This window comes from Paracoccus laeviglucosivorans, assembly GCF_900182695.1.
Lineage (GTDB): Bacteria > Pseudomonadota > Alphaproteobacteria > Rhodobacterales > Rhodobacteraceae > Paracoccus > Paracoccus laeviglucosivorans.
Map to the genome: position 1 here is coordinate 1 of NZ_FXTK01000015.1, position 12,756 is coordinate 12,756.

General features: G+C 61.3%; 12 protein-coding genes and 1 pseudogene. 4 read left to right on the plus strand and 9 right to left on the minus strand.

Going from position 1 to position 12,756, the window contains the following annotated elements; all coding sequences use genetic code 11:
- Positions 1-98, minus strand: a pseudogene (locus tag FN835_RS21630) (electron transfer flavoprotein subunit alpha/FixB family protein); the annotation flags it as partial.
- A 36-nt stretch (positions 99-134) separates the two neighbouring features.
- On the opposite strand from FN835_RS21630, the gene FN835_RS14600 reads away from it, so the two are divergent.
- The gene (locus FN835_RS14600; protein WP_246098755.1) at positions 135-938 is read left to right on the plus strand and encodes an AbrB family transcriptional regulator; all 804 of its coding nucleotides are present in this window, start codon (positions 135-137) and stop codon (positions 936-938) included.
- Between the two features lie 20 nt (positions 939-958).
- Entirely contained in the window at positions 959-1,648 is a 690-nt protein-coding gene (locus tag FN835_RS14605; RefSeq protein ID WP_185958693.1) for a GntR family transcriptional regulator, read from the plus strand.
- 19 nt (positions 1,649-1,667) lie between these two features.
- On the opposite strand, the gene FN835_RS14610 is transcribed toward FN835_RS14605, so the two are convergent.
- The 4 genes from FN835_RS14610 to FN835_RS14625 form a co-directional block, all read right to left on the minus strand.
- Positions 1,668-2,330: an adenylate kinase gene (locus FN835_RS14610; RefSeq protein ID WP_142663971.1), complete on the minus strand. Its 663-nt coding sequence runs from the start codon at positions 2,328-2,330 to the stop codon at positions 1,668-1,670.
- 75 nt (positions 2,331-2,405) lie between these two features.
- A complete protein-coding gene (locus FN835_RS14615) occupies positions 2,406-3,905 on the minus strand; it encodes a malonate--CoA ligase (protein ID WP_142663972.1) in 1,500 nt (499 codons plus the stop codon).
- Between the two features lie 11 nt (positions 3,906-3,916).
- Positions 3,917-5,269, minus strand: coding sequence for a malonyl-CoA decarboxylase (locus FN835_RS14620; protein ID WP_142663973.1), 1,353 nt, complete (start codon positions 5,267-5,269; stop codon positions 3,917-3,919).
- 34 nt (positions 5,270-5,303) lie between these two features.
- Positions 5,304-6,683, minus strand: a complete 1,380-nt coding sequence (locus tag FN835_RS14625) for an SLC13 family permease (RefSeq protein WP_142663974.1) — start codon at positions 6,681-6,683, stop codon at positions 5,304-5,306.
- Between the two features lie 145 nt (positions 6,684-6,828).
- On the opposite strand from FN835_RS14625, the gene FN835_RS14630 reads away from it, so the two are divergent.
- Together FN835_RS14630 and FN835_RS14635 are read left to right on the plus strand one after the other, a co-directional pair.
- Complete coding sequence (locus FN835_RS14630; protein ID WP_425467474.1) at positions 6,829-7,500, plus strand: GntR family transcriptional regulator; 672 nt, start codon at positions 6,829-6,831, stop codon at positions 7,498-7,500.
- A 91-nt stretch (positions 7,501-7,591) separates the two neighbouring features.
- On the plus strand, positions 7,592-8,401 hold the full coding sequence (locus FN835_RS14635) for an IclR family transcriptional regulator (protein ID WP_142663976.1): 810 nt from the start codon (positions 7,592-7,594) through the stop codon (positions 8,399-8,401).
- Positions 8,402-8,411: 10 nt separating this feature from the next.
- Here the strand turns inward: FN835_RS14635 and FN835_RS14640 are convergent, their stop codons facing one another.
- The 4 genes from FN835_RS14640 to FN835_RS14655 all read right to left on the minus strand — a co-directional run bounded on the left by FN835_RS14640 (position 8,412) and on the right by FN835_RS14655 (position 12,634).
- Positions 8,412-9,143 carry an IclR family transcriptional regulator gene (locus tag FN835_RS14640; protein ID WP_142663977.1) on the minus strand — a complete coding sequence of 244 codons (732 nt, stop codon included), beginning with the start codon at positions 9,141-9,143 and terminating at the stop codon, positions 8,412-8,414.
- Between the two features lie 44 nt (positions 9,144-9,187).
- On the minus strand, positions 9,188-10,024 hold the full coding sequence (locus tag FN835_RS14645; protein WP_142663978.1) for an enoyl-CoA hydratase-related protein: 837 nt from the start codon (positions 10,022-10,024) through the stop codon (positions 9,188-9,190).
- Positions 9,970-11,559, minus strand: a complete 1,590-nt coding sequence (locus FN835_RS14650; protein ID WP_142663979.1) for an AMP-binding protein — start codon at positions 11,557-11,559, stop codon at positions 9,970-9,972. Before FN835_RS14650 ends, FN835_RS14645 begins: the two co-directional genes overlap by 55 nt.
- Positions 11,560-11,662: 103 nt before the next feature.
- A complete protein-coding gene (locus FN835_RS14655) occupies positions 11,663-12,634 on the minus strand; it encodes a Bug family tripartite tricarboxylate transporter substrate binding protein (RefSeq protein ID WP_142663980.1) in 972 nt (323 codons plus the stop codon).
- Between the last annotated feature and the right edge of the window lie 122 nt (positions 12,635-12,756).

The window sequence follows — 12,756 nt, forward strand, 5'->3', positions numbered from 1 at the left end:
TAATCGCCGGCCAGCGCCACGATCAGCGCCGCGACAGGTTCCGCCAGACGGTGGCCGTAAAGCGGGGCTTCGGCGACCAGCACCTTGGCGACGCCGTCGGCGTGATGGCCGGCAGCGCCTTTACACCATCGGTGATGACGCAGCTTGCCGCGTGGTGGCCGATCTTCATCGTGCTGCTGGTGTTCTTCCTTGCGGTTTCGGCGATCGGCTATCTGTTCTTTCGCCGGCAAGGATTTGATCGCCCCACGGCTTTTCTGTCGGCAAGCCCGGGTGGGCTGGGCGAAATGGCTTTGCTGGGCCAGCAATTCTCGGCGGATGTGCGCAAGTTGGTGCTGGTGCATTCGGTCCGCATCGTGCTGGTCGTCACGTTTGTGCCCTTCATGCTGCGCCAGATGCTGGGTCTGGGGCAGGGTGCGATCTCGGGCCCGCCGGGTCACGGTGCGGGCGGGCCGCTGGATTGGCTGGCCCTGTCGGCCTGTGTGGTGCTGGGATACGTTTTGGGCAACAGGCTGCGCAGTTATGGCGGGCTGATGCTGGTCCCTATGTTTCTGAGCGCGGGGCTGCATGGCAGCGGCGTCACCTCGGCCGAAATCCCCTATGCCATCGTGGCGGCAATGCAGGTGGTCATCGGCTGCATCACCGGCGCGCGGTTTGCTGGCATCCGCTTCAACGAAGTCTGGCGCACGCTGCTGATCGGGCTGGTCTGGACGCTGGTGTTGATCGCCATGTCAGTCGCGCTGGCCCTGATCCTTGGGAAGATCGTGGACATCCCTGCCGCCGCGCTATTTCTGGCGCTGGCCCCCGGAGGCTTTGCTGAGATGAGCGTGATCGCCTATGCTGCCGAGGTCGAAGTGGCTTTCGTGGTGACATGCCACGCATTTCGCACGATCTATATCATGCTTGTTTCGCCGATCCTCTGCCGTCGGCTTTTACGGTGACAAAGGACGATGCTGAAACGATGACACATCATGACAAGCACGCGGGGAAATCCGAACCTGCCGAGCCGTCAGGAACGCTTGCCGAACGGCTGTTCGAGCAATTGACCGAGGCGATCCTGCAAGGCGAGATCCCGCTTGGCTCAAAGCTCAGCGAACCGCTGCTGGCGCGGAAGTACAACGTCAGTCGCGGGCCCTTGCGCGAGGCGTTGCACCGCCTTCAGGAACGGCGTCTGATCACCCGTTCTGCCAATCAGGGCGCGCGCGTGATCGAAGCCACGCCAGAACGCCTGAGCGAGCTTTTCGAGGTGCGCGAGATGCTGGAGGGGCTTGCGGCCCGATCTGCGGCCGTCAACATGTCGGACGAAGACCGCGATGCGCTGCGCCAGATCATCGAAAATCACGAAGCCCAGTTGGAGGGACTGAAGCCCGAGGTTCATTCGGCGCTTGGCACGACCGACCGGGATTTCCATTTCCGCATCGCACAGGCCAGTCGCAACCCCTTGCTGATCGGTCTGCTTTGCGCCGAACTTTATCCGTTGCTGCGGCTGTATCGCAGTCGGAATGATAATCCTGCACTGCGCAGGCGAAGTGCGGTTGAACATCGCCGCATCTACGACGCGATCATCGATCACGACGCAGAAATGGCCGAGCTGATGATGCGCCGCCACATTGCCAGCGCACGGGTGCGCCGGATCGAGGCGCTGCTTTAGCCGCCCGCATGCCGTCATGTCACCGCTCGGCTTGGAACGCATCCAGAATGGAACGGATATTGCTGGCCACGCTGTCCATTTCCGCAAGCCCGTCGACCGAATGCAGATTGCCAAGCGCGTGATAATAACCCAGCAACGGCGAGGTCTTTTTGTAATATTCCAGCAGTCTCGTGTTTAGGCTGTTGGGATTGTCGTCCGGGCGCCGCCGCAGATCGGCGGTGTTGCACAGATCGCAGGTATCTTGCAGCTTCGGTGGCTTGGTCTGATCGTGATACACCTCGCCGCAGGTGCCGCAGGTCATCCTGCCGGATATTCTGGATACCAATGCCTGATCATCGACGCACAATTCGATGACCGCGTCGATCTGCGTCCCGCTGGTCGCAACAAGCTGCTGAAGCGCATCGGCCTGCGCCAAGGTGCGGGGAAACCCGTCGAAGATGAACCCCTTGCCGCCTTGCGCGAATTTTTCACCGATCAACTCGATGACGATGTCATCGGTGACCAATTCGCCGCGATCCATCACGTCAGACACGCGCCTGCCCATATCCGTGTCGGACCGGCGCGCTTCGCGAAGCATGTCCCCGGTCGATAGCTGGACCAGTCCGCGTTCCTCGATCAGGCGCCGTGCCTGCGTTCCCTTTCCCGCCCCAGGTGCGCCAAGAAGGATGATATTGATGGTCATGTCATGGTCCTTGTCGCTGGTGAGGCTGGGTGTTGAAAGCGGCGTGTCGTCCCGCCGCTTTCGAAAGGTTTTCGCTCAGTCGTAAAGCCCGCCGAACTGATCGCGCAGCAGGTTCTTCTGGACCTTTCCCATGGTGTTGCGGGGCAGGACGTCCATGAACAGCACGCGCTTGGGCAGCTTGAATTTCGCCAGCCGCCCTTCAAGTGCGGACAGAACCTCGGCCTCGGACGGGGGGGCGGGGCCGACGATCACCGCGGTCACGCCTTCGCCGAAATCACGATGCGGCAGGCCGATCACTGCGGATTCGGTGACACCGGGCAGGGCGTCGATCTCGGTCTCGATTTCCTTGGGATAGACGTTGTAGCCGCCGGTGATGATCAGATCCTTGCCGCGCCCGACGATGTGCAGATAGCCCACATCGTCGATGCGCCCCAGATCGCCGGTGATGAAGAAGCCGTTTTCGCGCAGCTCGGCGGCGGTCTTTTCGGGCATCTGCCAATAGCCCTTGAAGACGTTCGGGCCGCGCACCTCGATCATGCCGATCTCGCCTTGGGGCAGTTCGGCGCCGGTTTCCGGGTCGGTCACGATGATCTCGACGCCGGGCAGGGGCATGCCCACCGTCCCCGCCACCCGGTCGCCGTGATAGGGGTTCGAGGCGTTCATGTTGGTTTCCGTCATGCCGTAACGCTCAAGGATCGCGTGGCCCGTCCGCGCCCGCCATTCGCGATGCGTATCGGCCAGCAGCGGCGCCGAGCCCGAGATGAACAGCCGCATCCGCGCCGTGGTTTCGGCGTTCAGCATGTCGTCCTGCAAAAGCCGCGTATAGAAGGTCGGCACGCCCATCAGCACGGTCGCGCGGCTCATGTCTTCGAAGATGCGATCCACGTCGAACTTGGGCAGGAAGATCATCGACGCGCCGGAAAACAGCGTGACATTGGTGGCGACGAACAGCCCGTGGGTGTGAAAGATCGGCAACGCGTGGATCAGCACGTCGCGGGCGGTATATTCCCACGCCTGGATCAGCGCGCGGGTGTTCGACACCAGATTGCCATGCGTCAGCATCGCGCCTTTGGAGCGCCCCGTCGTCCCCGAGGTATATAGCAGCGCCGCCAGATCATCCGCGCCGCGCGGCACGGTCGCGAAATCCTGCGGCTGGTCTTTGGCCGCATCGGTCAGGCTGCCCGAGCCATCCGCGCCCAGCGTCAGCAGCCGCGCCGTGCCCGACGCCTCAGCCAGCGCCTCGGCCCGCCTCGGATCGCAGACAAACATCGCCGGGGTGGCGTCGCCGATGAAATAGGCGATCTCGGTGGGCGTATAGCCGGTGTTCAGCGGCAGGAAGACCGCGCCCGCCCGCACCGTCGCCAGATACAGGATGATCGCCTCGACGGATTTTTCCACCTGCACCGCCACGCGGTCACCGGGCTGCACGCCAAGCGCCACCAGCGCATTCGCCATGCGTCCCGTGCGGGCAGTCAGGTCGGCATAGGTGATGCGCTCGGCGGAAAGCGTCTCGATGGCGGTGGCGGCGGGGTCCGTGATGCCGCGCGCAAGGATGTCGAAAAGATTGTCGCTCATCATGGGTCCTTTCAGGTCGTCGGCAGGGCGCGCGCGACGACGGATGCTGCGGCAACGGTGCCGCGTTCGGCGAATGCTTCGTGGTTCACTTCGATCCGGTCGAGGTCGTAGAGATAGTTGACCATCAACCCATGCGCCTGTTTCAGCCCGTTGGCCGAAACATCGCCAAGATGGTTCATGCGTTCAAGCTGTGCGCCATTGCCCAGATGGAACCGCGCTACGGGGTCGGGAACGCGCCCCTTGCCGTCGCGGGCGCGCAGGAAATAGGTGGCGGCAGCGGCCAGCAGGGGCGCGCGCAGGGCCTCGGCTTTGGTTGCGTCCTTGTGCCAGCCGGGTTCGTCCAGCAACGCAAAGGCGATGCGCTGATCGGCGTCGATCAGGTCTGATGCTTCGTCCTTGCGCGCCGCCGCAAGCCATGCGGCAAAGCCCGGCACGGGGGACAGGGTGACGAAGGTGCGGATATTGGGCAGCTCGGCCTTCAGCTCCTCGACCACCTGCTTGATCAGGAAATTGCCGAAGGACACCCCCGCCAGCCCGCGCTGCGTGTTCGAGATCGAATAGAAGACGGCGGTGGTCGCCTCCTCGGCCTCAATCGGTTTGCGCTTGAGGTCCAGCAGACCACCCACCGCATCGGGAATGGCGCGGGTCAGCGCCACCTCGACAAAGATCAGCGGCTCATCGACCATCTGCGGATGGAAGAAACCATAGCAGCGCCGGTCCGTCGGTTGCAGGCGGTTGCGCAGGTCGTCCCAGTTCTGGATGGCGTGGACCGCCTCATAGCGGATGATCTTTTCAAGGATCGCGGCGGGGGTGTTCCAGTCGATATGGCGCAGAACCAGAAAGCCCCGGTTGAACCATGACCCGAACAGATGCGCGAAATCGTCGTCCACGCGGCGCAGCGACGGATCGCTGCGCAGATGGGACAGCAGCTCCTCGCGCATATGGACCAGCGCGGCGGTGCCGCCGGGCGCAAGGTTCAGGCGGCGCAGCAGTTCCTGCCGGCGCGGTTCGGCTGCGGAATGCAGATCCTCCAGCGCGTCAGGGTCGTGTTCGATGGCGGCAAGGGCTGCCTTGACCGCCGCCGGATCAGGGCCGAAACGTTCGGCCAGAACGCGCAGGAAACCCAGCCGCGCGTCCGGTCCGGCGTGATCGAAAGCCGCAAGCAGCCCCCGCGCCAGCGCCACGCCCGAGGCCTCGCCCCGGCGCGACAGCAGCGCCTGGGCCAGTTCGGATAGTTCGGGCGGCTGGGGGGCATCGCCCGCATCGCGACGCCACAGCAGGCGGCGACCGCGTTCGGTCAGGGTCTCGAACAGCTCACCCAGAAATGCGGGGCGGCTTTGGCGCGAGGCTTCGGCTTTTGTCACGACATTCTCCTTTGCATGGGGGAGGCGGCCGGGATCACCCCGGCAGCACGACAAAGATCAGCCACAGAACCACCGGCGCGATCAGCGTGACCAGCGCGCCATAATTCAGCAGCTTGCGGAAGAAGACCTGCTTGTCCACGCCCTGCGCATTTGCCAGAACCAGCGCGCCATTGGTGGAAAACGGGCTGACATCCACGATGGTCGAGGCAACGGCCATTCCGGCGATGAAGCCGATGGCGCCAACACCCGTATCGCCTTGCAGGAAGGGCACGGCCAGCGGGATCAGCGACCCCAGCACCGCGGTCGAGGATGCGAATGCCGACACCACCGCCCCGATAAAGAACAACATCAGCGCTGCCAGCAGGGGCGAGGCCATGCCCGCCACGCTATGGCCCACGAAATCGATGGTGCCCATGGATTCCAGCACGGCGACATAGGTAGAGACGCCGGTGATCAGCATGATTTCCGGCCATGCCACCTGCGCCATGGCGCGTTTCTGCATGGTCGGTGCCCATAGCGCCAGCACCAGACCGATGGTCAGCGCGACAAAGCCGATATCCAGCTTGAAGGCCAGAACCAGCACCGCCAGCAGCGCCAGACCTGCCAATGTCGCGATCTGGTAGGGGTTGCCGTCGGGGTGGTTGCCCTCTTCGACCTCATTGACAAGCTTGTTGGAATGACCGCCGCCTTCGCGTCCGATGCGGGGGCTGATCGCCTCGGCCTCGCTGTCGCCGAAGATCTGCGGGCCGGTGGCGGCGCGGGCGATTTCGACATGCGGCACGGTCACCGGCTCGATGTCCTGACGCATCTGCATCAGCGCACGACCGCCCAGCACCAGAAACAGGATCAGCGCCACGGCGGCGTTGACGGTGAAGCTGGCGGCGAATGTGGTCATCGGGCTAAGCGGCAGGCCCGCCTTTTCCACGACGCCATTGGTGATGCCGCCATAGATGCTGATGGGCGAAAAGCCCCCGGCCTGCGCGCCATGCACCACCATCAGACCCATCAACAAGGGCGAGATATGGTAACGGAACGCGAAACCCAGCGCGATGGGGGCCACGATGGCGACCGCGCCGGGGCTGACCGCACCCACCGCAGTCAGCATCGCGGAAATGCCGAACATGATCCACGGAATCGCCGCGATCCGTCCCTTGACCGCGCGCACGGCCATGCGCACCAGCCAGTCGATGGTGCCGTTGTTCTGCGCGATGGCGAACAGCCATGTGATGCCCACCAGCGTCAGGAACAGCCCGCCCGGAAAGCCGCCAATGATGTCGTTGGTGCTTTGCCCGGCCAGCAGCGTGCCGACCAGAAACGCGCCGACGAAGGCCAGCACGCCCATGTTGATCGGCCAGATCGTTGCAACCACGAACATCGCGACAAGCGCGTATATCGATAGAAAATGCGGGGTCATGCGCGGCTCCTCCTCCTTGCAATCTTCCTTGGAAACGCGGTTGGCCGCGAATCCCCTCCCGCATTTGTTATACGTTTGTCACGCGATGATGTATATAACATAAGATCGGATGGATAAATGCGTTGACGCAGGATACGCTGTGTGCATGAGCATGAGGCCCGCGATGACGAACATCCCGAACACGCTGCGCATCCGTAACGCGCTGGAAAATGCTATCGTGCAAGGCGTCTACGCCCCCGGTGCCCGTCTGGACCCCGAGGCGTTGGAGCGCGAGTTTGACGTCTCGCGCACCCCCATCCGCGAGGCGCTGCACCAGCTGGAAGCGTCGGGGCTAGTCCGGGTCGTACCCAAGCGCGGCACCTTCGTCACGGAATGGAGCCCCGAGGAACTGGCCGAACGCTTTGAGGTCATGGCCGAGATCGAGGCGACCTGCGGGCGTCTGGCCGCGCGCCGCATTCTGGACAGCGAGATGACGGCGCTGGAGGCCGCGCATGACGCCTGCCGCCAACGCGCCGAGGCGGGCGATGTCGAGGGGTATTACACCCGCAACTCGGAATTCCATCATTGCATCTATCGCGCCACGCATAACGCGTTTCTGGAACGCGAGGCATCGCGGCTGCACGCGATGTTGCAGCCTTACCGACGGATGCAGTTGCAGGTCAGGAACCGCATGGGGCGATCCTATGCCGAACATGATGCGGTGGTCATGGCCATCAGCGCGGGTGATGCCGATGCGGCGGCCCGGGCGCTTCGGGATCATGTCATCGTGCAGGGCGACCGCTTCCACGACCTGATCGCCGCGCTGCGTCAGGTTTAACGGCGTCAATTTAAGAACAGCACCGTCGACAATGGTAGCAAGGCTGGCTAGCTAGGCGTTGACGAAACTCAGAACAGCAGTCGATAATTGCATGGTAAAGCAACCAGAAGCTAGCCCTGGACTTACGAGTCCGGAACCCGATCACCGGCTTTATGTGCAGGCGATCGAGCGCAGCATGACGGTCTTGAATGCCTTCAATGGTGGTAGAGAGCAACTGACGCTGTCCGAATTGGCCGAACGGTGTGATATCGGGCGCAGTGCAATCCAGCGTATCGTCTACACTTTGGCTTATCTCGGATACCTCGACCGGGCACAGGATGATCAAAGCTATCGGTTGACGGCTCGAATGTTTCAGTTGTGCGATGCACTTGTGGGCCAGCAAAATGCTGGCCCGCGTATCGCGGCGGCGCTAAAGCGCCTTGCAGAGGAAACCGGTGAATCTGTCGCTTGGGTTGGCCGGGACGGAGATGAGATTGTCATCCTGCAATCCGTGCGCAGCCAGCACTACAGCCATGTCAGCTTGCCGGTCGGGCAGCGGTTCAATGTTCTGACAGCGGCATCCGGTCAGGTTTTTCTGGCACATCTCGATCGACAGGAAGCAGAAACGATCTTTCTGCGGGCTGACGATGCGGCGCGCCGAAGGATGGGCACGTCTGATTTCGAAACCTATGCAGATGTTCTTCAGGACATCCGTGATCAAGGCTATGCGCTGACAGAGAAAAGCGAAGATCTGTACAGCGTGTCGATGTCAGTGCCAGTTTTCAGCACGTCGGGGCCTCCGCTGGGCATGATCAACGTATCGGCACTTCAAAGTCGTCTACCCAAATCGGACGCTGTCGCACGACTGTTGGCACCGATGCGAGAGGCGGCAGAGGCCGTCACGCGGGCAATCGGGTTCTGAGCCTATTCTCTTAACCGAACGCGATCTGGCTGGCTTCTCTGCTTACCTCAACCAGTGCCGGAATTATCCGCTCTCGCGCTTCCTGCGCTGTCATTCGGTCACGCAGGATGGATACATTTATGACCGCGATGACGTTGCCGCGAACGTCCTTAACCGGAGCTGCAGCCGTCAGGCTGCCGTGATCAAGATCCGCTTCGGTGATTGCCCAACCTTGCGCAATTGAGTCTGCACCGAGACCGTCGACTGAGTTTCGAAGAAACAGGCCGGCGCATGAACTGGCCAGCTCGAGCCGTGTCCCGACGGGAAGAATGATGGCCGTTCTATGCGGACTTGGCACTGTTCCGATGACCACAGCCGCATCGCCATCTTTCTCCAGCCAGGACACGGTTTCGCCGATCCGCTCGGCAAGCCGTGACAGAAGATGGAAAGATTGTTCCAAGGCCGAATTGGTCGAAAGAATGCTTCGCACGAACAGGAAGGCACGATTGGAGAGACTGTATTTCAGCGTCTTCGGATCACGCCGCAGATAGCCAAGAATTTCGAGCGTGTGCACGAACCGTTGTGTTGCACTGCGCCCAAGCCCCGTGCGCTCTGCCAGGCGCTGCAGGCCCATCGCCGGTTCGGCAGCATCAAACGCCTCCAGAACCAGCATGGCTTTCATCACCGAACGGATAAACAGGCGCGGATCTGCGCCTTCAGGGTCAGTATCAATGGGGGCAGGCGGTAGTGGTTGCCACGTCATCCGGATCTGTCTCGTAACACGCTTGGACTGAGGTCGATCTTCTATCACCCACCGGTAAAACGTGGGAGCCGTTTTTCCGCAAAGGCTTGAAGACCTTCTTGTCTGTCACGGCTGCGTTCTGCTTCCAGAGATAGCTGCTTTATTTGCGACGCGACCTCCGGCAATGTGCCCGTTCTTGTGGCGTTCAAGGCGATTTTCGCGCCATGGACGGACATCGGCGCACTGTGCACGAATTCCGCAGCAAGATCACGCGCGCGATCAATTGCAACCTCCGCATGAATGGCAAGGCCAGCAGAGGCGGCTTGCTCTGCAGGAACACGACCACCGGAGTAAAGCATATATCGCGCCAGCTGATCTCCCGCAGCTTGTGCGAGTAAGGCACTGCTTTGCGCAGGGTAGACCAAGCCCAAGCGCGCTGGGGGAACCGCGAAATAGGCGTTGCGTCCGGCGATCCTGAAATCTGCCCGCAGCGCCAAGGTGCAGCCGCCGCCGATGCAAGGGCCATCAATGGCCGCGATGACAGGAACGGGCAGGGTGCCGACAGCCTCATAACAGGACATGATCGTGTCCCAATACTCCTGCCGGAGTTGGGGATCATTTCCCACCGCCGCAAAGGCCGAAATGTCATCACCTGCGCAAAACGCACCGGGCACACCGGTAAGAATGACGCTGCGCAAAGAGGACTGACCCGACAAGAATGAGAATATCTCGCCCAAGGCTGCCCAGCCTGATCGGTCCAGAGCGTTCCGCTTTGCCGGTCGATCAATCACGACGGTGGCAATTGCGCCACCGTCGTGATCAAGCCGAACGTAGTCGCACGACCCGCTCATGCTTTGACCGGCTTGCGCGAGACCGTCCGGCCCGTCGCTTCCAGATCCCATGAGGATGATACACTGCGCGACAACTCCTTCTTGCGGATGCGCTGCGTCGGGGTCTTCGGAAACTCGCTGATCTCTTCCACGTATCGCGGAACCTGATAATAGGGCATCCGCGCTTCGCAGAACTCGATCAGCGCCATCGGGTCAAGGCTGGCACCTTCGATCAGCCGAATAACGATCTTCAGGTCGTCCTCTCCCAGTTCGCTGGGAACGCCGATCAGGGCGCATTCGGCGACGGCGGCGTGTTTGTTGACGACCTGCTCGACCTCCCAGGCAGAGATATTGATGCCTCTACGACGCAGCATCTCTTTTTTACGTCCTGCGTAGAAAATAAAGCCGTCCTCGTCTCGCCGTGCCAGGTCTCCGGTCAGAAGCCAGCCATCGCGTTGCGTGTCTCGCGTAGTTTCCTCATTTCGGAAATAGCCAAGAAAGCCGGTCTCCGGTTGCTTCGATTTTGCAACAATCTCTCCGACTTCGCCTGCAGCCACCTCCTGTCCATCATCATCGACAACTTTGAGATCGTAGAGCGACAGCGGCACGCCGCAGGACCCGACCCGACGGTCCAGGTTAAGGGTGACGAATGTGATGAGTTCCGAGAGGCCATAGCCTTCCCGCAGGGTAACGCCAAACCGCTCTTCGACGTCGCGCCAAATTTCGGGCGGACATCCCCCACCCCAGGCGATGCGCACCTTATGGTCGCGGTCCTGATCACTCGGCGGCTGCTTGAGCAAGAGAGGAAGAACGCCGCCGAGATAGTGGATATGCGTGACGCCATAACGCCGGACATCGTTCCAGAAGTTCGACACGCTGAAACGTTCCACCATGGCCAAGGTAACCTTCCCAAGCACGGCCGAGATGATCACAGCAACGCCTGCACCATGATGCAGCGGCTCCCAGAGCAGAAAAACGTCTCCGGGTCGGGCATCGGTGATCTTGAGAACCGCCATAGGACCCGCGCGCAAGGTGCGGTCCGATTTGAGAACGCCTTTCGGAGCGCCAGTCGTGCCCGAGCTCGGGGTCAGTGCAAGGATATCGTCGGTATCGAAGCAGACATCGGGTTCGGCGTCGCTGGCCTGCGCAACCAAAGCCTCATAGTTGTCGCCACGACCATCGACGCTGCCGCGCCAAATGATTGCGGGGGCCGCCACCTCGACAAATGCCTCATCAAGCTGGGCGCGGTATTGATCATCCGCAACGAGTGCCGCGAGGTCGTATGCTGTGAAATAGTGCTCAAGCGACGGCCCCTTCGCATGCACGTTCACGGGAACCCGCACCAGTCCTGCCTTCATTGTAGCAAAGATCGCAATGATATGGTCGGGGTGGCTTGGTAACATCAGGCCCACACGGTCCCCTGGCTTCAAACCACTGCCCAACAGCGCGTTTGCGACCCGGTTCGATGCGGCATTGATCTGTCCGATGGTATATGTGTCATCTCCGAAACGGAGAAAGACAGTGTTCGGCTCTTCGATGGCACGCGCTGCAAGCGTGTCCCTGAACAGCGTATGATCGATGGGGTCCATCGCGACGGAGTTCTTCATGGTCAATTCTTTCACGTTCTGAGAGGGCCGAGGATGTAATCGACCAATGGTCGCGGAGTATCCGACGCGAAGAGTTCTTCGCGCCGGGTGGCCTGAAACCTGATTACTTGGTCTCGATTTGGGCCACGAGATTTCGCCACAGATCGAGCTCGGCACTGTAAGCCGCATCGGGATCGGCTTTGACCTCTGCGTTCGGAATGATGCCACGATCCAGCATCATCTTGGCGAACTCTGGCGACTTGGCGATCTCGTCGAGCGAGCCGCGAAGGGTCTCAAGCGCCTGAGCATCGATTTTTGCCGGCGCGAGCAAGCCATAGACCGAGGCGACGTCAAAACCCTCGAGCGAGGCCTCTTTTGCAGTTGGCACCTCTGGCAGGATCTCGACACGCTCGTCGTTTGCGATGACGAGGGCTTTGATATTTCCTGCTTCGATCTGGGGCTGCGCTGTCGGAAGCGTGGCGACCATCAAATCGACACGGCCGGCGGCGACATCCGTCATCGCAGGCGCACCGCCTGTGTAGGGGATGTGCTGCATTTCGATCCCTGCGGCCTGCGCAAAAGCCAACGCCCCAAGATGTTCGGTGGATCCGATCCCGGAGGATGCGAAGGAGATCGGCATCTCCTGTTCCTTCGAGTATTCGATCAGTTCAGCGATCGTATTCGCTGGGATATTCTGGCTTGTGACGAGCACAAGAGGCACACGGCCAACGATACCGACCGGCTGAAGATCAGCCTTGAGATCGTAACCCACTTTGTCGGGTTCCATTGCGGCGGTGATGGCATTGCTGGTGATCGAGGTGAAGAGCAACGTGTATCCGTCAGCCCGAGCGTTCGTCACGAACTGGATGCCAATGCTGGCGGACGCACCAGGGCGGTTCTCGACGACGAAGTTCTGGCCAAGTCCTTTCCCCAGCGCTTCGGCGACAACACGCGCGACGTAATCGACTGCCCCTCCGGCATTATAGGGCACGACGATGCGGGAAGGTTTGGCGGGGTATTCTGCGGCGTGCGCAGAGATAGTTGGGGCCAGCGTTGCGATTGCGATGGCTGCTGCCGCGAGCATTCTGATGGTCATGATTTCCTCACTATTGGTATGCAATTATTGTAATTATTATTTTGATGCTGCGCGAATCGAGTGCTAGTGTCAAGCGAGACGCTGCGCGTGAATGCGTAGATGCAGCGCCCCCAGCCAAATAA